General features: G+C 46.6%; 26 protein-coding genes. All 26 read left to right on the top strand.

What is annotated here, in order from left to right; translation table 11 throughout:
- Nucleotides 1–49 precede the first annotated feature (49 nt).
- The 26 genes from ACTNBF_RS10255 to spo0A all read left to right on the top strand — a co-directional run bounded on the left by ACTNBF_RS10255 (nucleotide 50) and on the right by spo0A (nucleotide 25,094).
- Nucleotides 50–973, top strand: a complete 924-nt coding sequence (locus ACTNBF_RS10255) for a carbohydrate ABC transporter permease (protein ID WP_441089207.1) — start codon at nucleotides 50–52, stop codon at nucleotides 971–973.
- 12 nt (nucleotides 974–985) lie between these two features.
- Entirely contained in the window at nucleotides 986–1,837 is an 852-nt protein-coding gene (locus tag ACTNBF_RS10250; RefSeq protein ID WP_320856269.1) for a carbohydrate ABC transporter permease, read from the top strand.
- 34 nt (nucleotides 1,838–1,871) lie between these two features.
- Nucleotides 1,872–2,900, top strand: a complete 1,029-nt coding sequence (locus ACTNBF_RS10245) for a LacI family DNA-binding transcriptional regulator (RefSeq protein ID WP_320856268.1) — start codon at nucleotides 1,872–1,874, stop codon at nucleotides 2,898–2,900.
- A gap of 16 nt (nucleotides 2,901–2,916) precedes the next feature.
- Nucleotides 2,917–4,857, top strand: a complete 1,941-nt coding sequence (locus ACTNBF_RS10240; RefSeq protein ID WP_441089206.1) for a glycoside hydrolase family 127 protein — start codon at nucleotides 2,917–2,919, stop codon at nucleotides 4,855–4,857.
- A 213-nt stretch (nucleotides 4,858–5,070) separates the two neighbouring features.
- A complete protein-coding gene (locus tag ACTNBF_RS10235) occupies nucleotides 5,071–7,158 on the top strand; it encodes a polyribonucleotide nucleotidyltransferase (RefSeq protein WP_427807997.1) in 2,088 nt (695 codons plus the stop codon).
- A gap of 103 nt (nucleotides 7,159–7,261) precedes the next feature.
- Nucleotides 7,262–8,185: a stage III sporulation protein AA gene (gene spoIIIAA, locus ACTNBF_RS10230; RefSeq protein WP_427820433.1), complete on the top strand. Its 924-nt coding sequence runs from the start codon at nucleotides 7,262–7,264 to the stop codon at nucleotides 8,183–8,185.
- Entirely contained in the window at nucleotides 8,170–8,691 is a 522-nt protein-coding gene (locus ACTNBF_RS10225; protein WP_441089205.1) for a stage III sporulation protein AB, read from the top strand. Before spoIIIAA ends, ACTNBF_RS10225 begins: the two co-directional genes overlap by 16 nt.
- Nucleotides 8,692–8,715: 24 nt before the next feature.
- Nucleotides 8,716–8,910: a stage III sporulation protein AC gene (spoIIIAC, locus tag ACTNBF_RS10220; protein ID WP_427807991.1), complete on the top strand. Its 195-nt coding sequence runs from the start codon at nucleotides 8,716–8,718 to the stop codon at nucleotides 8,908–8,910.
- 37 nt (nucleotides 8,911–8,947) lie between these two features.
- The gene (locus ACTNBF_RS10215; protein WP_441017719.1) at nucleotides 8,948–9,334 is read left to right on the top strand and encodes a SpoIIIAC/SpoIIIAD family protein; all 387 of its coding nucleotides are present in this window, start codon (nucleotides 8,948–8,950) and stop codon (nucleotides 9,332–9,334) included.
- A 50-nt stretch (nucleotides 9,335–9,384) separates the two neighbouring features.
- The gene (locus ACTNBF_RS10210) at nucleotides 9,385–10,578 is read left to right on the top strand and encodes a stage III sporulation protein AE (protein WP_441089204.1); all 1,194 of its coding nucleotides are present in this window, start codon (nucleotides 9,385–9,387) and stop codon (nucleotides 10,576–10,578) included.
- A gap of 16 nt (nucleotides 10,579–10,594) precedes the next feature.
- Nucleotides 10,595–10,900 carry a stage III sporulation protein AF gene (locus ACTNBF_RS10205; protein ID WP_441017715.1) on the top strand — a complete coding sequence of 102 codons (306 nt, stop codon included), beginning with the start codon at nucleotides 10,595–10,597 and terminating at the stop codon, nucleotides 10,898–10,900.
- Nucleotides 10,887–11,456, top strand: coding sequence for a stage III sporulation protein AG (locus ACTNBF_RS10200; RefSeq protein ID WP_427820430.1), 570 nt, complete (start codon nucleotides 10,887–10,889; stop codon nucleotides 11,454–11,456). Before ACTNBF_RS10205 ends, ACTNBF_RS10200 begins: the two co-directional genes overlap by 14 nt.
- Nucleotides 11,457–11,477: 21 nt before the next feature.
- A complete protein-coding gene (locus ACTNBF_RS10195) occupies nucleotides 11,478–12,092 on the top strand; it encodes a SpoIIIAH-like family protein (RefSeq protein WP_441089203.1) in 615 nt (204 codons plus the stop codon).
- 156 nt (nucleotides 12,093–12,248) lie between these two features.
- On the top strand, nucleotides 12,249–13,841 hold the full coding sequence (locus tag ACTNBF_RS10190; protein ID WP_427807979.1) for a peptide chain release factor 3: 1,593 nt from the start codon (nucleotides 12,249–12,251) through the stop codon (nucleotides 13,839–13,841).
- A gap of 105 nt (nucleotides 13,842–13,946) precedes the next feature.
- On the top strand, nucleotides 13,947–14,330 hold the full coding sequence (locus tag ACTNBF_RS10185; RefSeq protein WP_427807977.1) for an Asp23/Gls24 family envelope stress response protein: 384 nt from the start codon (nucleotides 13,947–13,949) through the stop codon (nucleotides 14,328–14,330).
- Between the two features lie 15 nt (nucleotides 14,331–14,345).
- A complete protein-coding gene (gene nusB / locus ACTNBF_RS10180; RefSeq protein ID WP_427807975.1) occupies nucleotides 14,346–14,741 on the top strand; it encodes a transcription antitermination factor NusB in 396 nt (131 codons plus the stop codon).
- Nucleotides 14,742–14,772: 31 nt separating this feature from the next.
- On the top strand, nucleotides 14,773–16,041 hold the full coding sequence (gene xseA, locus ACTNBF_RS10175) for an exodeoxyribonuclease VII large subunit (RefSeq protein ID WP_441025363.1): 1,269 nt from the start codon (nucleotides 14,773–14,775) through the stop codon (nucleotides 16,039–16,041).
- Nucleotides 16,042–16,044: 3 nt separating this feature from the next.
- Complete coding sequence (gene xseB / locus ACTNBF_RS10170; protein ID WP_427807971.1) at nucleotides 16,045–16,347, top strand: exodeoxyribonuclease VII small subunit; 303 nt, start codon at nucleotides 16,045–16,047, stop codon at nucleotides 16,345–16,347.
- Nucleotides 16,337–17,227 carry a polyprenyl synthetase family protein gene (locus ACTNBF_RS10165; RefSeq protein ID WP_441089202.1) on the top strand — a complete coding sequence of 297 codons (891 nt, stop codon included), beginning with the start codon at nucleotides 16,337–16,339 and terminating at the stop codon, nucleotides 17,225–17,227. Before xseB ends, ACTNBF_RS10165 begins: the two co-directional genes overlap by 11 nt.
- A gap of 12 nt (nucleotides 17,228–17,239) precedes the next feature.
- Entirely contained in the window at nucleotides 17,240–19,111 is a 1,872-nt protein-coding gene (gene dxs, locus ACTNBF_RS10160) for a 1-deoxy-D-xylulose-5-phosphate synthase (RefSeq protein ID WP_441089201.1), read from the top strand.
- A 6-nt stretch (nucleotides 19,112–19,117) separates the two neighbouring features.
- On the top strand, nucleotides 19,118–19,924 hold the full coding sequence (locus tag ACTNBF_RS10155) for a TlyA family RNA methyltransferase (protein ID WP_441025370.1): 807 nt from the start codon (nucleotides 19,118–19,120) through the stop codon (nucleotides 19,922–19,924).
- Between the two features lie 19 nt (nucleotides 19,925–19,943).
- The gene (locus ACTNBF_RS10150) at nucleotides 19,944–20,777 is read left to right on the top strand and encodes an NAD(+)/NADH kinase (protein WP_427807963.1); all 834 of its coding nucleotides are present in this window, start codon (nucleotides 19,944–19,946) and stop codon (nucleotides 20,775–20,777) included.
- Nucleotides 20,778–20,812: 35 nt separating this feature from the next.
- Nucleotides 20,813–21,265: an arginine repressor gene (gene argR, locus ACTNBF_RS10145; RefSeq protein WP_427808035.1), complete on the top strand. Its 453-nt coding sequence runs from the start codon at nucleotides 20,813–20,815 to the stop codon at nucleotides 21,263–21,265.
- 24 nt (nucleotides 21,266–21,289) lie between these two features.
- On the top strand, nucleotides 21,290–22,963 hold the full coding sequence (gene recN, locus ACTNBF_RS10140; RefSeq protein ID WP_441089200.1) for a DNA repair protein RecN: 1,674 nt from the start codon (nucleotides 21,290–21,292) through the stop codon (nucleotides 22,961–22,963).
- Between the two features lie 149 nt (nucleotides 22,964–23,112).
- Nucleotides 23,113–24,180, top strand: a complete 1,068-nt coding sequence (spoIVB, locus tag ACTNBF_RS10135; RefSeq protein ID WP_441089199.1) for a SpoIVB peptidase — start codon at nucleotides 23,113–23,115, stop codon at nucleotides 24,178–24,180.
- 125 nt (nucleotides 24,181–24,305) lie between these two features.
- A complete protein-coding gene (gene spo0A, locus ACTNBF_RS10130) occupies nucleotides 24,306–25,094 on the top strand; it encodes a sporulation transcription factor Spo0A (RefSeq protein WP_427807957.1) in 789 nt (262 codons plus the stop codon).
- Nucleotides 25,095–25,156 lie beyond the last annotated feature (62 nt).

Raw genomic sequence — 25,156 nt, 5'->3', positions numbered from 1 at the left:
GGCGATTCCTTTAAGGAATTGCCTTTTTCAAAAAAGGAGGCAAAGAAAAGTGAGTAAAGTGAAAACAAGTCGTTCGAATAGCTGGAGAAGACGAAATACAAGAACTGCTTATCTTTTTCTTACACCATGGTTTATAGGATTTGCATGTTTTACGTTGTTTCCAATCGCTTTTATGTTCGCAACAAGCCTTACAAACCGTAAGCTGAACGGTGTCTCAGAGTATGTCGGCTTTGCGAATTACAAAAATATGTTTTCCAGTGATATATTCTGGAATTCTGTAAAAGTTACATTATTCTTCACGATTATCATGGTCCTTGTGACAACGATCTGGGCTGTGATCATGGCTCTTTTACTGAATCAGAAACAGAGATTAAATGGAATCTTCCAGTTTTGTTATTTCCTGCCATCCGTAATTCCGTCGGTAGCGCTTGCCTATGCATTCCGCACAATTTTCGGAAAAGAAGCAGGTCTGTTTAATGCATTGCTCTCTCTGTTTTCAGGAAAGAATGTAGCAATTAACTGGCTTTATAATCACAATACAGTATATCTGGTTGTATTCTTTATCACATTGTTTACCTATAATACCGGTCAGATGATGTTGATTTTCCGTTCAGGACTCAGTGACGTACCGGCAGAATTATACGAAGCGAGTGATCTGGACGGTGCCGGCGCTTTTGCAAAATTCTTCAATATCACACTTCCAATGATTTCACCGCTTGTGTTATTCAATGCAGTTAATGGTTGTGTAAGTGCTTTGAATGGATCTTTTGCACTTTTGTATCCGTTGACCGGCGAAGGCGGAGACCCGGAGGGAATGACACAGGTTCTGAGCTTGTTAATCTACAAAGAAGCTTTTAGCAGTATGAAGGTTGGATATGCATGTGCACTTTCTGTTGTATTATTCATAATCGCGGCGTTTTTTGGAATTCTTCTGTTCGGAGTTTCTAAGAAGCTTGTATATTATGAGAACTAAGGAGGTAACGGAATGAGATCTGCAAAAAGTAAAAAAAGAACCAACAATATTATTTTATATATTTTGAAGACAATCGTTGCTGTCATTATGTTCCTTCCGATTATATGGATCATTACAGGCGGTTTTAAGACACTTACTGAATTTACAACATCGTCCAATATTATTCCCAAGAATTTTACATGGGAGAATTATAAATATATTTTTACGAATTCTAACATCTGGCTGTATTTGAGAAATACATCCTTACTGATGTTTGGAACAACAGCTGGAACTTTAATATCATCTTCGTTGGTTGCCTATCCTCTCGCAAGGATGGAATTCAAGGGTCGTAACTTGATTTTTTCAATTATTATTGTTACTATGATGATACCAAATATTGCCCTTATTATTCCGCAGTATATTATGTTTGGAAAGGTTGGATGGCTGGATACACTGCTTCCGATGATTGTACCTGCCTGCTTTGCATATCCGTATAACGTTTTTCTGTTCAGGCAGTATTTCCGTTCGATTCCAAAAGAACTGGACGAATCGGCAACCATTGATGGATGCAACAAAGCACAAACATTTTTTAAGGTTATTGCGCCATTATCAAAACCGACGTATGCTACGATTGCAGTGCTTTCCTGTGTATACTGGTGGAATGAATTAACACAGCCGGTATTTTATATCAATAGTGACAAATGGCGTACACTTACGATTGCAATTATGACCAGTTATATGTACACTTCCGGAAATGCTTTTGTGATTAACTGGCCATCTATTATGGCGGCTGCCACACTGATGATTTTACCACCAATGTTATTGTATTTCTTTGGAAATCAATTTCTTGTTGGCGGAATAAAGACTTCGGGATTAAAAGGTTAGATAACTGGTAAATCCAAAAAGGAAGGTATGCTATATGACATTAAAAGAGATTGCTGAAAAGGCAGGAGTTTCAACGGCAACTGTTTCATATGTACTGAATGGCACTGCGAAAGTTAGTGATGAGACCAGGCAGAAAGTAGAGAGAATTATTAAGGAGACAGGTTATCAATCCAATATTCTGGCGAGGAGCCTTCGGAAGAACAAGACTTCGCTGGTAGGGGTTGTGGTTGAAGACGTAACAGTATGGCATACAGCATTTATTATCGATGGAATTAATGAGCTGGCCGAAAGAAAAGGATATCAGACGATACTTGGAAATCTCAGGCTGCGGAGTAAAATCGAGTCCCAGTTTGAGCACATTTCACAATATCAGGGGGATATTGACAGAGAAGTCGCGTTATTACTCGGTATGCAGGTGGACGGTATCATTTATGTAGGCATGCATGACAGAACAATTAAAGATGTGCTTCATGATATACCCAAACCGGTAGTATATTGTTATTGCTATACGTCTAATGAAGGTTCTTCTGTTACATACAGTAATGAAAAAGCGGCGTATCAGCTGACTAAGATTTTCCTTAAGAAGGGCCATAGAGAATTTGCAGTAATTAAAGGAAATGAAAAATCCGAGGCTACGGCGAATCGAATGCATGGAATCAAACGGGCATTAAAAGAATATGGAATTGATTTGAAAAATGAGAATGTTGTTGTAGGAAACTGGCAATATAAAGAAACAAGAAAAGTAATAAAACCTGTATTACAGCAGGAACATATTCCAACTGCATTCATTGCAATGAATGATGAAATGGCAGTTGCGGTCCGGGATGAAGCGAAAGATATGGGACTTGTCGTGCCGGATGATATTTCAATTTCAGGTTTTGATAATTCCGATATTGTACATTATGGTGTACCAAAGATTACAACTGTTGACAGACCACTGCAACAGATGGGGTATCGCTCTATGGAATTGCTCATTGATAAGATCGAAAAAGGAGAGGAAGGCGAGGTCAATATTATTCTTCCTTGTAAAATCATTGAAGGGACATCAATTAGAGAAATCTAGTGGAAGGGACAATCATATGGGTAATGATAAATTGAAAAATATAGCGTTAAAAGATATTCAGATTAAGGATTCTTTCTGGAATAAATACATTGATCTGGTAGATGATGTTATACTTCCTTATCAATGGGAATTGATCAATGACCGGGTCGAAGACGCCGAGAAAAGCTATTGCATCCGCAATCTTCGCATTGCAGCAAAAAAAGAAGAAGGGGAGCATGGCGGGATGGTCTTTCAGGATACAGACGTTGCGAAATGGCTGGAAGCCGTAGGATACTCACTTGCAAAAAAGAAAAATGCGGAACTTGAAAAGATCGCAGATGAGGCAATTGATCTGATAGCTGATGCACAATGTCCGGATGGATATTTTAACACATATTTTACTATTACGGGCAAACCGCGTTGGTCCAATCTGTTTGAAGGACATGAGCTTTATACAGCAGGACATTTGATAGAAGCTGCTGTTTCATATTATGAGGCAACCGGGAAAAAGAAAATTCTGGAAGTTGCGTGCAAATTTGCGGATAATATATATGATGTGTTTGGCAAAGAAGAGGGGAAATGTCACGGCTACCCGGGGCACCCTGAAATCGAACTTGCACTTGTAAAGCTGTACAAGGTTACAGGTGAGAAGAAATATCTGGAGCTTGCAGACTATTTTGTAAGGGAACGAGGGAAAAAGCCATGCTATTTCCTTGGAGAAGAAGGAATGAAGAATGGAGATTATTTTTTTCCTGAATTTGCAGACTTTGATATGGATTATGCCCAGGCAGATAAACCGATAAAAGAGCAAACGAAAGCAGAAGGTCATGCCGTAAGAGCAGTGTATTTGTATAGTGCTATGGCAGATTTGGCAGCGGAGTATCACGATGAAGAATTGCTGCATCAATGTGAAGAATTATGGGAAAATATTGTACAGAGGAAAATGTATATTACGGGAAGTATAGGATCCGCCTCCTATGGAGAACGTTTTACGACAGATTACGATTTGCCGAATAATACGAACTATTCAGAGTCATGCGCGGCGATTGGACTGGCAATGTTTTCAAACAGAATGTTTCAGATTACGAAAGATGGCAAGTATATGGACATCGTAGAGAAAGCACTGTATAATACACTTCTTTCGGGAATTGCCATGGATGGAAGACACTTCTTTTATGTAAATCCGCTTGAAGTTGTTCCAGAAGTGGCTGAACACAATCCCACGATGCGTCATGTGAAGACAACGCGGCAAAAATGGTTCGGAGTAGCATGCTGTCCTACCAATATTGCAAGAACATTAGCATCTCTTGGAAACTATATGTACGCTGTGAGCGAGAATACATTGTACTCAAACTTGTTTATTAATAGTGAAATACATGCAGAACTTTCAAATGGTACAGTAGAAATAAGTATTGATGCAGATTATCCAAAATCCGGTGAAGTGTCTTATAAAGTGACACAGGAGAAGGCATGTGAATTTACGCTTGCTATACGAAAACCGGGATATTCTGCAAATACAACTGTAAAAGTGAATGGAGTTGAAACTGAGTATACTCTTGACAAGGGATATATTTATCTGAATCGAGTGTGGGAGCCACAAGATGAGGTTATAGTAGTTTTCGATGTGGAATTTCGTTTTGTACATTGTAATCCAAGAGTGCGCGATAATATCGGTAAAATTGCATTGATGAAAGGACCTTGGGTATATTGCCTGGAAGAAATCGATAACGGTGAATATCTGAATTCCATTAAAGTCGATGAAAATTGCAAAGTGCAGGCACTGTATGATGAAAATCTGCTTTGCGGAACAATGTGTGCAGTCTTTAGCGGGGAAAGGATAGATTACGATAAGGCAGGTAATACCCTTTACGAAAATTCGAAACCAAGTTATAAGCCGGTAACATTAAAAGCGATTCCATATTGTGAATGGAATAATCGTGGAAAAGGCGAAATGATCGTGTGGATGCGAGAAGCATAGGGGTGACCGGGTGACGGGTGACTAGTGTTAGTCACCCGTCACTTTTCCCTTGCAACTAAGGACTTGCTGTGATATAATGTGTAAGATTGTGGCAGTATGTAGATCCGAGACCACTGAAAAGCGTATCTGCATCCGGAGGGGAAGATGGGTTTTTCAGTAGTTTCGGAAAAGGCTGCCGGTGACATATAGTGAATAGTAGAAAGGAAGAATAGCATGTATAAATCATTTGAAATGGAGCTTGCAGGCAGAACTCTCCGCGTTGATGTCGGTAGAGTAGCAAAGCAGGCAAATGGAGCAGCGCTTATGCATTATGGTGATACGGTTGTGCTGTCAACAGCAACTGCATCAGACAAGCCGAGAGAAGGAATCGATTTCTTCCCGCTTAGTGTGGAATACAATGAGAAATTATATGCCGTTGGAAAGATCCCGGGAGGATTTAACAAGAGAGAGGGAAAGGCTTCCGAAAATGCGGTTCTTACCTGCCGTGTAATCGATCGTCCGATGAGACCACTGTTCCCGAAGGATTATAGAAATGATGTAACTTTAGAGAACCTGGTTCTTTCTGTAGACCAGGACTGCGCACCGGAACTTACCGCAATGCTTGGTTCTGCAATCGCAACAGCAATCTCAGACATTCCGTTTGACGGACCGACAGCATCTACGCAGGTCGGACTGGTTGACGGAGAGTTTGTTTTCAACCCGACTGCAGCACAGAAGGAGAAATCCGATCTGGCACTGACGGTTGCATCTACAAAGGAAAAGGTTATCATGATCGAAGCCGGTGCAAATGAAGTTCCGGAAGATAAGATGATCGAAGCGATCTTCGCTGCACATGAAGTGAACCAGAAGGTGATCGCATTTATCGAAACTATCGTTGCAGAGTGCGGAAAGCCGAAACATGACTATGTAAGTTTCGCTGTACCGGAAGAGCTCTTTGATGCAATGAAGGAGATCGTGACACCGGAAGAGATGGAAGTTGCGGTATTTACCGATGACAAGCAGACCAGAGAAGAGAATATCCGCAAAGTGACAGAAAGACTGGAAGAAGCATTTGCAGACAATGAAGAATGGCTGGCAAAACTTCCGGATGCAGTATATCAGTATCAGAAGAAGGTAGTCCGCAAGATGATCCTCAAAGATCATAAGCGTCCGGACGGAAGAGCAATTGATCAGATCCGCCCGCTTGCAGCAGAAGTAGATCTGCTTCCGAGAGTACACGGTTCTGCAATGTTTACCCGTGGACAGACTCAGATCTGTACCGTTACCACACTTGCTCCACTTTCAGAGGCTCAGAAAGTGGACGGACTGGATGAAGCAGAAACATCCAAGAGATATATGCACCACTACAACTTCCCGTCTTACTCTGTAGGTGAGACCAGACCTTCCAGAGGACCGGGACGACGTGAAATCGGACACGGAGCACTGGCTGAGAGAGCACTGGTGCCGGTACTCCCGTCAGAGGAAGAATTCCCGTATGCGATCCGTACCGTATCCGAGACATTTGAATCCAACGGTTCTACTTCACAGGCCAGCGTTTGTGCATCTTCTATGTCACTGATGGCAGCAGGTGTACCGATCAAATCTGCAGTAGCAGGTATTTCCTGTGGTCTGGTAACCGGAGAGACGGACGATGATTATCTGGTACTGACTGATATTCAGGGACTTGAAGACTTCTTCGGAGACATGGACTTCAAGGTAGCAGGAACCAAGAAAGGTATCACAGCGATCCAGATGGATATCAAGATTCACGGACTGACAAGACCGATTATCGAAGAAGCGATTGCACGTACAAGACAGGCTAGAATTTACATCATGGACGAAGTCATGAGTAAAGCGATCGCCGAGCCGAGACCGCAGGTTGGAAAATATGCTCCGAAGATTATTCAAATGAGTATTGATCCTTCTAAGATCGGCGATGTAGTCGGACAGAGAGGAAAGACCATCAACGCGATCATCGAAAAGACGGGCGTAAAGATCGATATCACCGATGACGGTAACGTATCAATCTGCGGAACCGACGCTGAAAACATGGAAAAAGCGAAGAAGATGATTGCAATCATCGTGACCGACCTGGAAGCAGGAATGGTTCTGGAAGGTGACGTTGTCAGCATCAAGGAATTCGGTGCTTTCGTTGAATTTGCTCCGGGCAAGGAAGGAATGGTTCACATTTCCAAGATCGCTAAGCAGAGAATTGAACATGTGGAAGATGTCCTGACACTGGGCGACCATGTGAAGGTTGTCTGCCTCGGAAAGGACAAGATGGGACGTCTCAGCTTTAGTATCAAAGATGTAGCTGAATAAAGATAAAATTGAAACAGAAAAGAACTCTTCAGAGATGAAGGGTTCTTTTTTTAGCATAAATACGGCATTTTGCCCATATATTTGGTTTAAAGAGGTGGACAAGATGAGAAGAGAGAAGAAAAACCAGATTATCCGAGTGCTTGCGGAGCGGATCCGCGGGATCATATTGAATGAAGGAATTGATTTTGCAACGCTGCAGGAGATCCGACTCCGGGAAGGACAGCCATTGGTGATCCGATGTGATGGGGAGGAAAAGCTGTTTGCGCACATTGTGACGCGCGAAGAGCTGAGAGAAACGATGGAATACATAGCTAACTATTCTTTGTATGCCTATGAAGAAGAGATGAAACAGGGGTTCCTCACGATCGATGGCGGCCATCGGGTGGGAATATCCGGAAAAATTATACCAGATGGAGGACATGTGCGCAATTTTCAATATATTTCTTCTATAAATATCCGTATTTGTCATGAAGTGAAAGGATGTGCGGACCGGCTGTTCCCGGAAGTGCTGGAAAATGGGCGCCTTTGTCACACGCTGATCATATCGCCGCCGGGGAGAGGCAAAACCACACTTCTTCGGGATATGGTGCGGCAGATATCGGATGGGAATGCCTATCTTGCAGGGCAAAATGTAGGAGTGGTGGATGAACGGTCCGAGATCGGAGGATGCTATCAGGGAGTGGCACAGAATCAGGTGGGAAAACGGACCGATATTCTGGATAACTGTCCGAAAGCGGAAGGGTTGATGATGCTCATCCGATCCATGTCTCCGCAGGTCGTGGCCGTGGATGAGATTGGAACCGCTCAAGATGTGGAGGCCGTATCCTATGCCATGCACTGTGGCGCGATCATGCTTGCGACGGTTCACGGAACATCGTTGGAGGAAATCCGTGAGAAGCCGTTCTTGAAACGTTTCTGGGAAGGTCATGATTTTAAACGGTATGTGGTGATGAAAGAAAGTGGAAAGACGGGAGAAATCGAAGGAATTTATGATGACAGAGGGAACCGGATATGCTGTGGAAACTGATCGGATGTCTCTGCATTCTGACGGCTTCTTCGGGGTTGGGGTATTTTCAAGGTATAGAGTATAGAAGGCAGATCCAGGAAATGCACTGTCTGGAACAGCTGATCCGGGAGATCGGCGGAGAGATTTCCTATACAAAAGCACCGCTCCCGGAAATCTTTCTCCGTACAGCGAGATACTGCCGCAGTCCGTACAGCCTCTGGCTCCGTGAAATGGCCAGGGAAATGCAGGAAAAGGGGGCAGTGCAGCTAGGAGCGTTATGGGAGAACAGAACGCGGAAAATTCTGGGAATACTTCCTTTGGATTCGGAGGAAATGAACGAGCTTTCGCAGGTTGGATATCAGATGAATCATCTGGATATCCGTATGCAGGAGCAGACACTTATTTGGTACGTCACACGACTGGAGGAGCGGAGAGGCCGTAAAGAGAAGATTTTATATGAGAAACAGCGTCTCAGTAATCTGCTGGGGGTGTCGGCAGGACTTTTCCTTGTGATCCTGCTTATGTGACAAAAGAAATCGGAGGAGGAATTCATGAGTGTTAATCTGATTTTTAAAATCGCAGCTGTCGGGATCCTGGTGTCGGTGCTCAGTCAGGTGTTGAAACACAGCGGGCGGGAGGAACAGGCATTTCTGACCAGTTTTGCGGGCCTTATACTGGTACTGTTCTGGATCATCCCTTATGTGTATGAGCTTTTTGAAGATATCAGGAGATTATTTGCACTGTAGAAAACAGCCGGACTGTTTTTAGAAGGGAGGCATTCGGATGAACATACTGCAGATTGCAGGAATCGGGGTAGTGGGGACGCTCCTTGCCCTGCAGTTCAAAAGCGGAAAAGCGGAATACGGTATATACACAGGGATTGCCGTCAGTCTGTTTCTACTCTTTGGAATGAGCGGAAGGCTGGAGGTGATTAAAGAGGCATTTGATACCATCGGTAGTTTTGTTAAAGTGGACAATGGCTATATGAAAGCAATTCTCAAAATGCTGGGGGTGACTTATGTGTCGGAATTTGCTTCCGCGATCTGCCGGGATGCAGGATACCAGACGATCGCATCGCAGATCGAAATCTTTGCAAAGCTGACGATCCTGGCTCTCAGTATGCCTGTACTGGAAGCACTTCTGGTCACGATTCAGGGATTCCTCGGCTGAAGGCCCGGGAAAAAGAGTATGGGATTGGGAATATGGGGAAGGAGTGAAAGATGACAGGAATACTACGGCGCATGCGGCATGGAATGTATGTTCTCTTCGTGGCTCTGCTGATTGCAGTCACGGGCACGGTACACGCCGAGGGAGAGGAGGCACAGGAAAGGGTGACGCAGGAAGACGCTGCGAAATTAAGTGAGGATGCAGCAGAGAGTCTGTTCGACGAACTGGATACCGACCAGATCGACCGTGTCTTAAAAGAGGCATATTCGCGGGAAAAAGTCCGGTTCCGAGATGTGGTGCAGGCAATGATGGACGGGGAGCAAACCATTTCCCCGGAATTGATTGTGGATTTCGTCGCGGATACTCTGTTCGGTCTTGTGAGGGAAAACAGACCCGCCATGCTGCAGATGCTTCTGCTCCTGATCGTTGCAGCCGTCTTCACCAATTTCTCCGGCGTGTTTCAAAGCAGCCAGATCGCGGACTGCGCATTTTATATCGTCTATATTCTTCTGATTGCTGTCTGCCTGACCGGATTTTCTTCTACCACGGAAACGGTCGAACAGGGGCTGGAAACTCTTCTGACCTTTATGAAGGTTCTGGCTCCTGCCTATTTCCTGTGTATGACGGCGGCGACCGGTAGTGTTTCCGGAATGGGATTCTATCAGCTCATCCTGATTCTGATCTATCTGGTGGAATTGGTGATCGTGCGGTTTGTTCTCCCGCTCGTGCACGTTTATCTGATGGTGCAGATCCTGAACTATCTGTCCGGTGAAGAATATCTTTCCAAAACAGGGGAACTTCTGGAGATGCTGATCTCCTGGGTGATGAAGACGATGCTTGCCTGTGTGACCGGAGTGAGTGTGATCCAGGGAATCTTAAGTCCTGCAATTGATCAGGTGAAACGGAGTGTCTGGACAAAAGGTGCCGAAATGCTTCCCGGAATCGGGGATGCCATCGGCGGGGTGACGGAAGTAGTACTTGGAACAGCGGTACTGATCAAAAATGCGGTCGGTATGGCGGGAGCGGTGCTGGCGGTTGGAATCTGTCTGCTCCCGATCCTGAATATGGGCGTGCTGACGATTCTTTATAAAGCGATGGCAGCTGTGGTTCAGCCGATTTCCGATAAAAGGATCGTGGAAGTGCTGTCCAGCATGGGAAATGCCTGCCGGATGCTCTTTAGCATCATTTTCACAACTTCAATCCTCTTTCTGGTGACCATTGCAGTGACGGCGGCATCCACCAGTTGAAGAAAGGAGACACAGGATGTTCAACTATTTTTATGAATGGCTTCGAAATCTGGCATTTTACATGGTGCTGGTAACGGCTGTCCTGCAGCTGATCCCGAACAGAAGCTATGAAAAATATATTCGTTTCTTCTGTGGGCTGATTTTGGTCATCCTTCTTTTGACACCGGTCATGAGAGTCATAGATGCCGGATTTGAAGGCAGGATGCGGGCGTCTGTAAGTGATGACAACTGGAAGGAACTGGAGGAGATCCGAGAGCAGGCCGAGGGTCTGGAAGATTTTGTCTATTCATTTTCCGGGGAGGAGCAGGATGGAGAAGAATAAAGAGTATCTACAATATATAAAAAAGTTCTTCGGGAAAAAGGAGCAGTGGCTGATCCTTCTGCTTGTCGGGATCCTGCTGGTCGTGATCGCGATCCCGGTCCCAAAAGAAGGGGAAGAAGAGCAGGAAGAGGTACAGGACGAAACAGCGAGTTCCGGAAGCACCGACGATGAGGCGTACGTCCGACGCCTGGAACGGAGGCTGGAGGATGCACTGGTGCAGGTGCAGGGAGTAGGAAAAGTGTCCGTGATGATCACGCTTTCTGCTTCTTCGGAGAAGATCGTGGAAAAAGACAGAGAGAGTTCCAGCGAGACGAGCGGAGAAAATGAATCCGGTTCGTCGAAAAGGAGCAGTTCCTCGGAAACCTCCGTTTATACCGGAAACGGGAGCAATGAGACGCCTTACATTACGAAAGAACTGAGCCCCGCTATTGAAGGGGTTCTGGTGATTGCGGATGGGGGAGATGATGCCGTGGTGATCGAAAATATAACCGAGGCTGTCCAGGCATTATTCCCGGTAGACACGCATAGAATTAAAGTAATGAAGCGCAATCAATAAATATTAACAGGAGGAAGGAAAGTGAAACGAATATTCAAAAAGAATCAGATAGTCATTGCGGCACTTGCAGTTATGATCGCGGTGGCCGGTTATCTTAATTACTCCGGAAAAATATTTGGAAAAAACAGTACGGCCGAGGAAGCGGACAGTACACTTGCAAGCACGGAACTTCTGGATATTTCTGACGAAGATACATCTCAGACGGACGGAGGAGTGTCCGATGCGGAAACGGAAGGTACACCGGGAGAAGCGGTTCTTACCAGCGGAACTGCAAGCGGCGTAGTGGCACAGGCAAAGATCAGCCGGGAGCAGGTACGGGCGAAAAATAAAGAAACCCTTCAGGCAATCATCGATGATGCAAATGTGAGCGATGAGCAGAAAGCAGATGCCATCGCGCAGATGGTGCAGATGACTGAGTTGGCAGAAAAAGAAGTGACGATCGAAACCCTACTGGCCAGCAAAGGGTTCAGCGAGGCAGTCGTCAGCCTTTCCGAGGATTCGGCAGATGTTGTGGTGAACAGCAGTGACCTCACGGAAGCCAAACGCGCGCAGATCGAAGACATCGTGACACGCAAGGCAGGGATCAACGCGGCAAATATTGTGATCACTCCGATCCATAGCGGGGAGAATGAATGAGCTTAATTTGTGGAATCAGAGCCATCCCCAACAACTTCTCTCTTTTATTTTGGAATAAGATGTGGTAGACTAATTAAATGACCTCATTAAGTGAGAAAAGTTGAATAAATAGATAGAAAGAACGAATACTACATTATAGAATAACAGGAGTATACCATGGCAGATTTTACGAATGAAATAAAGAAAAGAAGAACATTTGCAATTATTTCCCATCCGGATGCCGGAAAGACGACATTGACCGAGAAGTTCCTGCTTTACGGAGGAGCCATTAACCAGGCCGGTTCGGTCAAGGGAAAGGCGACAGCGAAGCATGCTGTTTCAGACTGGATGGAGATTGAGAAGGAAAGAGGTATTTCGGTAACTTCGTCCGTACTGCAGTTTGAGTACGGTGGATACTGCATCAATATTCTGGATACTCCGGGACATCAGGATTTCTCGGAGGATACGTACCGTACCTTGATGGCAGCGGATTCGGCGGTCATGGTGATCGATGGTTCCAAGGGTGTTGAGGCGCAGACAAGGAAGCTGTTTAAAGTATGTGTAATGCGCCACATTCCGATTTTTACGTTTATCAATAAGATGGACCGTGAGGCGATGGACACCTTTGAACTTCTGGATGACATTGAAAAAGAACTGGGGATCGCCACTTGTCCGATCAATTGGCCGATTGGATCGGGAAAGGAATTCCGTGGGGTGTTTGACCGGGATACCAGAGAACTGGAAATCTTTTCAGATACGAAGAAAGGAACGACGGTAGGAGAAGTCAGAAAGGCGCCGATCGACAGTGAGGAAGCGAAGCAGATCGTGACGCAGGAACAGTACGAGAAGCTGGAGGAGGAGATCGAACTTCTGGACGGTGCAAGTGCCGAGTTCGATCAGGAACTGGTAAGTAAAGGAGAGTTGTCGCCGGTGTTTTTCGGATCTGCGCTCACGAACTTTGGTGTGGAGACATTCCTTCAGCATTTCCTTAGGATGACGACTTCTCCGCTCCCGAGAATGTCCGATAAAGGGCTTATTGATCCGATGAAAGAGAAAGAATTCTCTGCATTTGTATTTAAGATTCAGGCAAATATGAATAAGGCACACCGGGACCGGATCGCGTTTATGCGGATCTGTTCCGGTGAATTTGATGCGGGAATGGATGTGTATCACATTCAGGGCGGCAAAAAGGTCCGTCTCTCCCAGCCGCAGCAACTCATGGCGAGCGAGAGAAAGATGATCGACAAGGCATACGGAGGAGACATCATCGGTGTGTTTGATCCGGGAATCTTCTCCATCGGAGACACCCTCACCAATTCTCCGGAGAAATTCGCATACGAAGGAATTCCGACCTTCGCACCGGAGCATTTCGCAAGAGTGCGCCAGGTGGATACCATGAAGAGAAAGCAGTTTATCAAGGGAATCAATCAGATCGCTCAGGAAGGCGCGATTCAGATTTTCCAGGAATTCAACACCGGCATGGAAGAGATCATCGTAGGGGTGGTCGGGGTTCTGCAGTTTGATGTGCTGAAGTACCGTCTGGAAAATGAATACAACGTGGAGATCCGCATGGATACCCTTCCGTATGAGCATATCCGATGGATCGAAAATGATAATATTGATATGGACAGGCTGGTGGGTACCTCTGATATGAAGAAGATCAAGGATCTGAAAGACCGGCCGCTCCTGCTTTTTGTCAACAGCTGGAGCATCCGTATGGTGTTGGAGCGAAATGAAGGCCTGGTATTATCCGAGTTCGGGCGTTCATAATTCTTCTTTCCAACGCATGGAAAATGTGATATAGTATGAGTAGAATGTGCCCCGATAAGGGGCGGATGAACTGAGTATACAGATGAATTTTGAAGGAGGCTTATCATGAATAAAGAAGAAAGAAACACATATACAATTGAAACCGATGAGAATCTAGGCGTTGTTCAGATCGCAGATGAAGTGGTTGCGATCATTGCTGGGCTTGCGGCAATGGAAGTAGAAGGCGTTTCTTCCATGGCAGGCAACGCTACAAGAGAACTGATCGAGAAGCTTGGTATGAAGAGCCTTTCCAAGGGTGTGAAAGTAGATGTGCTTGAAGGAATCGTGACCGTTTCTCTTGCGTTGAATCTGAAGTACGGAAGAAGTATTAAAGAGACGACCATGAAGGTGCAGGAGAAAGTAAAGGCAGCAATTGAAAATATGACCGGCCTTACCGTAGCGGACGTGAACATCCGTGTAGCAGGCGTGGATATGCCGGATGAAGAATAAATTTGGAGAGAGACGATGGGAAGAAGTGAACTGAGAGAACATATTTTCAAAATGATTTTCGGACTGGAATTCACGGAGGAGGAACAGATCGAGAAGCAGTTGGAGCTGTATCTTGACCAGCTGGATGAGGTGAGCGAGAAGGATCGCAGCTATATGCTGGCAAAGGCAAAAGCGATTGCCGAAAAAGTATGTGAGATCGATGCGATGATCAATGAGAATGCGACCGGATGGAAGACAACAAGAATGAATAAGGTGGATCTTTCTATTCTGCGGCTTGCTGTCTACGAGATGAAATTCGATGACGATGTGCCGGTGAAAGTAGCGATCAACGAGGCCGTAGAGCTTGCCAAGAGATTCTCAGGTGATGAAGGGCCGGCATTTATTAACGGAGTACTGGGAAAGCTTGCTTAAGTCTTACCCGGTCTTCGGTGCAGGAGAGATCATGCAGAATGTATATACAGTAAAGCAGGTCAATGCGTATATCAGAAATATGTTTGCGCAGGACTTTATGCTGAATCGAATTTATGTGAAGGGTGAAGTGTCGAATGTAAAATATCACACTTCGGGACATATATATTTTTCTTTAAAAGATGAGTCCGGGACGATTGCCTGTGTCATGTTTGCCGGGCAACGCAGCGGACTTTCTTTTCGTATGAGGGAAGGGCAGCAGATCATTGTCCTTGGAAGCATCAGCGTTTATGAGAGAGACGGGAAATACCAGCTCTACGCGAAGGAAATCCGTCTGGACGGGGCAGGACTTCTCTATGAACGTTTTCTGGCATTGAAGCAGGAACTGGAAGAAATGGGGATGTTTGCGCCGGAATACAAAAGGCCGATCCCGCCCTACGTGCGGACACTGGGCGTGGTGACGGCTCCGACGGGAGCGGCTGTGCGTGATATCATGAATATTACGAAAAGGCGGAATCCTTATGTGCAGATTATCCTCTACCCGGCGCTGGTACAGGGAGAAGGTGCCGCTGAGAGTATCGTGAAAGGAATCCGGATGCTGGAGGAGAAGAAGGTGGATGTCATGATCGTCGGACGAGGCGGAGGCTCCATCGAGGATCTCTGGGCATTTAATGAAGAAATCGTGGCAAGAGCCGTATTTGAAAGCACAGTTCCGGTCATTTCGGCCGTGGGACATGAGACGGACATGACAATCATTGATTATGTGGCGGATCTGCGCGCGCCGACACCCTCGGCTGCGGCGGAACTTGCGGTCTGTGAGATTCGCAAAGTGGATGAGAAGATGGAGAATTATGCACGCAAGATGCACCGGAGCCTCGTGCAGAAGCTGAATATGACGCGCCTGGTGCTGGAAACATATCAGGCAAAGATGGGGTATCTAAGTCCCAGGGGAAGACTTCTGGATCTGAGACAGCAGCTTGCGGATTACGAAGAACTGATTCCGGAGGCATTTAACGCCAGAATCAGGGATTTCCGGGATAAAGTAGACGAATACGAAGAGCTCCTTCACGCCGACATGGGAAGGCAGCTGACAGATGCAAAGCATAGGCTGGCTCTCAGGATCGAGCGGATGAAGGGGGCATCACCGCTTGACAGGCTGAATCAGGGATTCTCCTATGTGCAGCGGGAGGACGGACGCACGGTCAGACGCGTTGCGGATGTCAGAGAAAAGGAGCTCCTCAACATATATGTGACCGATGGCGTGATCCACGCACAGGTCAGGGACGTCCGGAAGGAGGATTAAAGGGTGGCAGAGACGAAGAAAAAGGCAGTGCCGAAAGAAAAATTTCAAGAAGAATGGAAACAAGAGGCTGGACCGATCAAGGAAGAGAAGGAAGCTGAACAGGAAGCGGAAGAGACACTGGAGCAACTCTTTGAGAAGCTGGACGATGTGACGAACAAACTGGAAAGCGGCGAGACATCGCTGGAGGAATCGTTCCGGCTGTACCAGAGCGGAATGGAGATGTTGAAACGGTGCAGTGATAAAATCGATAAAGTAGAAAAACAGGTGCTGATATTGGAGGAGAATGGAGAAACACATGAATTTTAGTGGAGAAATGAAGCAGAAAGTAAATGAGATCGAGGCAATCCTGGATGAGTATCTGCCGGCTGCCGAAGGATATCAGAAGCAGATCATGGAAGCAATGGCGTATAGTGTGACGGCGGGAGGAAAGCGTCTCCGCCCCATGCTGATGCAGGAGACCTTCCGCCTTTTTGGCGGAGAAGGAAAAGTCGTGGAGCCATTTATGGCGGCACTGGAGATGATCCACACCTATTCACTGGTTCACGACGACCTGCCGGCGATGGATAACGACGAATACCGCCGGGGCAGGAAGACGACCCATGTGGTTTACGGGGAAGCGATGGGAATTCTTGCGGGAGACGCACTGCTCAATTATGCGTTTGAGACGGCAGTGAAAGCATTTGACATTGCTCCCGAAAAGAGCCTTCAGATTGGGAAGGCACTTAAGATCCTGGCAGAAAAGGCAGGAATTTACGGAATGATCGGCGGACAGGTTGTGGATGTGGCATCCTGCGGTAAGGGACTGGACGAAGCGATGCTGAACTTCATCTATGAGCTGAAGACCGGAGCACTCATTGAAAGTGCTATGATGATCGGTGCAGTGCTTGCCGGTGCTACGCAGGAACAGGTAAGAACGGTGGAGAAGATCGCATCGGATGTGGGAATTGCATTCCAGATCCAGGATGACATCCTGGACGTGACGAGCACGCAGGAAGAACTCGGGAAACCGATCCACAGCGATGAAAAGAATGAAAAATCGACATATGTGACCATAAAAGGTCTGGATGAGGCGGCAAAGGACGTAGAAAGAATCTCGGAAGAAGCAGTGGAGCTGCTTCAGAGTCTGAATCTTGAGAATCCTTATCTGACATGGCTGCTTCAGGAACTGGTACATAGGAGAAAATAATGAGGTGTTGGCATGTATCTGGAACAGATTCAGAAAGCAAATGATATCAAAAAATTGAAGGACGAGGAGCTGGATGAACTGGCTCTTGAGATCCGGAAATTTCTCATAGAAAAAATCAGCCGCACCGGAGGGCATCTTGCCTCCAATCTTGGTGTGGTGGAACTCACCATGGCCATGCATTTGAGTTTCGATCTTCCGGAGGATAAGATTATCTGGGATGTGGGCCACCAATCCTATACCCATAAGATTCTGACCGGAAGAAAAGACGGGTTTGATGATTTGAGAAAATATGGCGGCATGAGCGGATTCCCGAAAAGAAAGGAAAGTGACTGTGACGCATTTGACACGGGACACAGCTCCACTTCCATTTCCGCGGGGCTTGGATATGTGTGTGCGCGGGATATCCTCGGGGAGGATTATCATGTGATTTCCGTCATCGGTGATGGATCCCTGACGGGAGGAATGGCTTACGAGGCACTCAACAACGCGGCCACACTCAAAACTAATTTTATTATTGTGTTAAATGATAACAAAATGTCTATTTCCCAGAATGTGGGCGGAATGTCCCAGTATCTGGACGGACTGCGCACCGCCAAGGCCTATACTGACTTGAAAAATGCGGTTGAGACGGTGGTGGGAAGCATTCCGGTCGGCGGCGAGAAGCTCGTAAAACATATGCGCAAGACGAAGAGCAGCATCAAACAGCTCTTTGTGCCGGGTATGTTTTTTGAAGATATGGGGATCAAATATTTAGGACCGGTGGACGGGCATAACCTGAAAGCACTCTGCCGGGCGTTCAAAGAAGCAAAGAGAGTGAAAGGGCCGGTGCTTCTTCATGTGCTGACCCGCAAAGGAAAAGGATACCTCCCGGCAGAGCAGGATCCGTCGAAATTCCACGGAACCGGGCCATTTGACATCGTAACGGGAGAGCCGTTGACAAAGAGTGCGAAAGATTCTTACACGGATGTGTTTTCCAAAGTCATGCTGGATCTTGGGAAAAAGGATGAACGTCTGGTGGCAATCACGGCTGCGATGGAGGACGGAACAGGACTTGCCGCTTTCCATAAGCATTTTCCGGACCGGTTCTTCGATGTGGGGATCGCCGAAGGGCATGGCGTGACGTTCGCGGCGGGACTTGCGGCAGCCGGCCTTCATCCGGTATTTGCGGTTTACTCATCTTTCCTGCAGAGGGGATTTGATCAGATCATCCACGATGTATGTCTGCAGAAGCTTCCGGTCGTGTTTGCCATTGACAGGGCAGGTCTGGTAGGAAGCGACGGCGAGACGCATCAGGGCGATTTTGATCTGTCCTATCTTTCGATGGTGCCGAATATGACGGTGATGTCACCGAAGAATAAATGGGAACTGGCAGACATGCTGCGCTTTGCGGTAAAAATGGGAGCACCGGCCGCGCTTCGGTATCCCCGTGGCACGGCGTACGACGGATTCAAAGAATACCGTCAGCCGATCGTCTACGGCAAGAGTGAAGCGATTTTCGAGGAGGATTCCATTGCCATCCTGAGTGTGGGACATATGTTTGAAACGGCCGTGCGTGTACGTGAACAGCTGAAGGATACCGGTTACAACTGCACGCTGATCAACGCGCGCTTCGTGAAACCGATCGATGAGGAAATGCTCCTTGCACTGGCAGGTGAACATGAACTTCTCGTTACGATCGAAGAAAATGTCAAAAGCGGCGGTTACGGAGAAAGAGTGTTGGATTTTGTTTCCAGAAAAGGATTGAAGATGAAGGTACTTATGATCGCATTGCCGGATGATTATATTGAACACGGCAGTGTGGATGTACTGCGCCGGGAAGTCCTGATGGATGATGAGTCCATAGCGAAGCGAATCATGACGGAATATATGGGACGGAGAGGATAAAAAGACATGAAAGAACGGTTGGATGTATTACTTGTAAAGCAGGGTCTGGCAGCCTCCAGAGAGAAAGCAAAGGCAATCATCATGTCCGGCAATGTGTTTGTGGACGGACAGAGAGAAGATAAAGCGGGAACCACATTTTCCGAAGATGTAAAGATTGAAGTAAAAGGGCATACCCTTCCTTATGTGAGCCGGGGAGGGCTGAAGTTGGAGAAAGCGATGAAGAATTTTGATGTCTCCATGGAGGGCAAGGTGTGCACCGATGTGGGATCCTCTACGGGAGGCTTTACGGACTGTATGCTGCAAAATGGAGCCAGAAAAGTATTTGCAATTGATGTCGGAAGAGGGCAGCTTGACTGGAAGCTAAGACAGGATGAGCGTGTTGTCTGCATGGAGAAGACCAATATCCGCTATGTGGTTCCGGAAGATCTCGGCGAGCCGATTGATTTTTCTTCCATCGATGTCTCCTTCATTTCCCTTACCAAGGTGCTCCTTCCGATCCGGAATTATCTGAAAGATGATGGAGAAATCGTGGCACTGATCAAACCACAGTTTGAGGCGGGGCGTGAGAAAGTCGGTAAAAAAGGAGTGGTCAGGGAAAAAAGTACTCATGTTGAAGTGATTGAGAAAGTAACAGAATATGCCGTTTCCATAGGATTTAAGGTAAAGGCGCTGGAGTTTTCGCCGATCAAAGGACCGGAAGGTAATATCGAATATCTGGTTCATTTGCAGAAATGCCCGCCGGAAGAAGCAAAAGTGGAGGAAGGTGTACGTATCCGTCAGGTGACGGATGCGGCGTTTGACACACTTGCATAACAGGGATATGAGGCTGAAAATGGAACGATTTTATATTATTACAAATTATGCAAAAGACGAAGACTATCGAATAACGACTCGGATCAAAGAGTGTATTGAGTCTTACGGGAAGACCTGTATCCTTTGCCAGAAGGATGACTATGAGAAGATCAGACCGGAGACGATACCGAATCAGATCGACTGTGCACTGGTCGTTGGAGGCGACGGAACGTTCATCCAGGCATCCAGAACCTTGTTCGGAAGAGAGATTCCTATGCTTGGCATCAATATGGGAACGCTTGGATATCTGACGGAAGTAGAGGTCCAGAATGTGGAGCGCGCCATCGAACAGCTGATGACAGGCAACTATGCGATCGAGAACAGAATGATGCTCTATGGTTCCGGCCCGAATCAGATGCGGGATGTGGCACTGAACGATATTGTTGTCACAAGAAGCGGACTGATGAAAATCATCCAGATCAATCTGTATGTCAATGGGGAATTTTTAAATTCGTATAAAGCAGACGGAATCATTATTTCTACACCGACCGGATCGACCGCATATAACCTTTCGGCAGGCGGCCCGATTGTGGAGCCCAGGGCATCGCTCATCGTGGTCACCCCGATCTGTTCACACGGACTGAATTCACGGAGCATTGTTTTTTCGGGAGATGATGAGATCGTGATTGAGATTGGAGCTCATCGTGCAGGACAGTGTGAAGAGGCAGCGATCAGTTTTGACGGGGCAGATGTGATTCCTTTGCATACCGGAGACCGGGTGAGAATTAAAAAAGCCTGGGAGACGGCGAAAATCGTCAAATTGAGCAAGATCAGTTTCCTGGAGACTATGCGTGAGAAGATGAAGGGAAATTAGGGCATTGCCTGATAAATATGGAAAGGAACTGGAACATGAAAGTAAACCGACACGCGAAAATAGTAGAACTTATAAATAAATACCAGATCGAGACACAGGAAGAACTTGCAGAGCGGCTGAACCAGGTTGGTTTCCATGTGACACAGGCAACGGTGTCCAGAGATATCCGGGACCTCAAGCTTACGAAAGTTCCGGCTGAGAACGGAAAACAGAAATACGCAGTACTGGAAAGCGGAAATACTGCCATGGGAGAAAAGTATATCCGCATTCTGCGTGACGGATTCGTGTCCATGGATATGGCACAGAATATTCTGGTCATCAAGACGGTCTCCGGGATGGCGATGGCAGTGGGGGCCGCTCTGGACGCGATGAAATGGACAGAACTGGTGGGATGTATTGCCGGAGACGACACCGTGATGTGCGCGGTGCGAAGTGTGGATGATACCATCCTTTTGATGGAAAAGATCAAGAAGCTGCTCGCGAAGTAGCTGAAAAGTAGAACAGGAGGAAGCATGTTACAGAATCTACATGTGAAGAATCTCGCCCTGATCGATGAGGTCGAAGTGGATTTTGCGGAAGGTCTGAATATTCTGACCGGAGAGACTGGGGCAGGAAAATCAATCGTATTGGGAAGTGTGAGTCTTGCCCTCGGCGGGCGCTATTCAGCTGATATGCTGCGAAAAGGAACGGATGCGGGGCTTGTAGAGCTTACCTTTTCCGTGAATTCTCCTGAGACGATCCGCAAGCTTGAAGAGCTGGAGATTCATCCGGATGACGGGCAGATCATCATCAGCCGCAAACTGACGGGCTCCAGAAGTGTGAGCCGGATCAACGGGGAGACGGTGACAGCCTCTAAGATCCGGGAAGTGGCATCGGCGCTTATTGATATACACGGACAGCATGAGCATCAATCCCTGCTTTATAAAAAGAATCACCTGGCCATACTCGATGCATTTGCCAAGGATGCGGACGGTGTGAAAAAACAGGTACAGGAAGCGTACCGGACATATCGTGCCGTGCAAAAGGAACTGAATGAGGCGGATACGGATGAAGCTCAGAGACTGAAGGAGATTTCCTTCCTGGAATTTGAGATCGAGGAGATCCAGAATGCGGGACTATCCGAAGAAGAAGATTTGGAAATAGAAGAAACATATCGAAAGATGGTGTCCGGCAAACGAATCGCAGAGAGTCTGGAAGAGGCCTATGCCTATCTGGCAGGAGAGAACCAGGAAAATGCAGGCGAACTTCTGGGACGCGCTGTCCGTGCCATCGCAGATGCGACCGGATACGACAAGCATACGGAAGAGCTGTACGGCCAGATACTGGAAGTGGAGAATCTGCTGGGCGATTTCAGCCGGGAACTGAGAGATTACACGGATTCGCTGTCTTTTTCACCGGAAGCTTTCTATGAAGTGGAGAGCAGACTGAACGATATCAATCACCTCAAGTCCAAATACGGCAACACCGTGACGGAGATTCTCGAATACTGTGAAAAACAGCAGCAGCGACTTCAGATCCTTCAGGATTACGATCATTATCTGGATACCCTGAAAGTCCGCCTAAAAGGCGCAGAGGATAAATTAGGGGAGCTGTGTGAAAAACTGAGCCGGATTCGCCAAAAAGAGGCGAAGAAACTGCAGGAAAAGATTCGGGAAGGGCTTTTGGATCTGAATTTCCTTGAAGTACAATTTGAGATCCGGTTCACAAGAACCCAGGATTACACAGCGGAAGGAACCGATGATGTGGAGTTTATGATTTCCATGAATCCGGGACAGCCCCAAAAGCCGCTGGCGGAGGTCGCATCCGGCGGTGAACTATCCCGAATCATGCTGGCAATCAAGTCGGTTCTTGCAGATAAAGATGAGATCGAGACACTGATATTCGACGAAATCGATGTGGGGATCAGCGGACGCACGGCGCAGAAGGTCTCCGAGAAGATGGGCGTGATCGGGCGGAAACATCAGGTGATTTGCATTACCCATCTGGCGCAGATCGCAGCGATGGCGGATGCCCATTATGCGATCGAAAAAAAAGTGGAAAATCATGTGACGAAAACCAGCATTTCCCGGCTGGACGAAGAAGCATGCGTAAGAGAACTGGCGCGGATTCTGGGAGGCGCCCAGATCACGGATGCAGTGCTTCGCAATGCCGAAGAAATGAAAAATCTGGCATCCGGTTTAAAATAAAGATATTTTTTGCATACTAAAAGCAGGAACACAAGTTTCCTGCTTTTTTTGTATCTGTTCAGAGCCGAGCAGTGGTTTCAAAGTTGGCTCTGAACACTTACGTTTTTTCATCAGAATCTTCAGAAAAAGCAGGAGAAAGGGGAACAGACATGACAGTCAGATGGTATCGAAGAATGCTGATTATTTTATTGGTGTTTGCCGTGACGGTCGGCGGCAGCTACTGCTTCCTGCAGATAAAAAGGGAGGAACTGAAAAAAGAGGTGAGCGCAGGCACCGGATCCGAGAATCTGTTGATTCCGGGAGGAATGCCAATAGGCATATACATGGAGACGGACGGAGTGATGGTACTCGGCACAGACGAGATCAAAAGCAGTGACGGGAGCTCAACTTCCCCTGCAAAACATCTGGTGAAAGACGGAGATTATATCGTCGGAATCGATGAAGAAGAGGTGGAAAATAAGCAGGAACTCATCGAAGTTATGCAGAATATGTCGAAAAAAACCGTAATTCTGCACTTACGTAGAAAAATGGAGTATATTGATGTAAAGATTCATCCTGCAAAGGATGAAGAGGGGAAGTATAAACTTGGCATCTGGGTAAGGGACAATGTGCAGGGACTCGGAACCATCACATTTCTGAATGCGAACAGCGAGTTCGGAGCGCTTGGTCACGGAATCCATGATGTGGACACGAGTGAGCTTTTGGAAATATCAGAAGGTACTCTTTATGAAACCAGTATACAAAACATCAAAAAAGGGCAGAATGGCAGTCCGGGAGGCATGGAAGGAATCATTGTATATAATCACTACAATGTACTCGGAAGTATAACGAGCAATACGGAAACGGGAATCTATGGGAAAATCGACCGGGTAGATAAGGTGTTCAAGAAGCAGGAGGCCTATCCGGCAGCTTCGAAAGAAGAAATCAAAACAGGGAAAGCGTATATCCGATGCGCCGTAAGCGGTGAAGTAAAAGATTATGAGATTCAGATTGCAAAAATCGACTTACACCCGGGGGAGGTCAATAAGGGAATCGAGATCCGGGTCACCGATGAGGAACTTTTGAGAATAACAGGCGGAATTGTGCAGGGAATGAGTGGAAGTCCTATTTTGCAGGACGGAAAAATTGTGGGAGCAGTCACGCATGTTTTCGTACAGGATTCGACAAAAGGCTACGGCATTTTCATCGAAAATATGCTGGAGAATCTTGACGAATAGCGTCAAGCGCGAAAAATGTCTAATTTTTACGACTTTGTTTTCTTGTATCCGGCAAATTCAGGAGCATATAATGTTTCCCGTAACAGCCGTAAATCTGCTGTCAAATCGAAGGAGGGTATAACTTTATGGAAAGGCTGAATGTTGCGATTGCCGACGATAATGAACGAATGCTGGATTTATTGAGCGAAATTATCGAAAGTGATCAGGAATTGAATCTTGTTGGAAAGGCGAACAACGGGGAGGATATGTATCATATTATCAAAGAAGAGGAACCGGATGTTGTACTTCTGGATCTGATCATGCCGAAAATGGACGGGATCAGTGTGATGGAACTTGTGAGCCAGGATAAGGCGGTCAAAAAACAACCCAATTTCATTGTTGTGACCGCAATCGGACAGGAGCGGATTACGGAAGATGCCTTTGAAAAAGGTGCATCATACTACATTTTAAAACCTTTCAACAATGAGACTGTGCTACAGCGGATAAAAAGTACCGGCCACGGAACAAAAGCGGCGGACCGGAAAGAAGAAACGATGGTTACAAAAGGACCGGACATGCAGGAGAACCTGGAAAAACAAGTGACGGATCTTCTTCATGAGATCGGGATACCGGCACACATCAAGGGATATCATTATCTTCGGGATTCGATATTGATGGTCGTAGACGATATGGATATTCTGAATGCGATTACCAAGATTCTGTATCCGACCGTGGCGAAAAAACATCAGACCACGGCGAGCAGAGTAGAAAGAGCAATACGCCATGCGATCGAAGTTGCATGGAGCAGAGGAAAACTCGACACGCTGGAGCGGCTGTTCGGGTATACAGTAAGCAATGGAAAAGGCAAGCCTACAAATTCTGAGTTTATCGCGCTTGTCGCAGATACGATCCGATTACAGTCAAAGCACAGATAAATCTTTTCAAATCGCCGTTTTTGCGGTATAATTAGTAGCTAGAAAGCCGCAAGAGAGAAGAA

This window comes from Bariatricus sp. HCP28S3_A4 (genome assembly GCF_052066395.1).
GTDB lineage: Bacteria > Bacillota > Clostridia > Lachnospirales > Lachnospiraceae > Allocoprococcus.
This window is presented reverse-complemented; position numbering and strand designations above follow the sequence as displayed.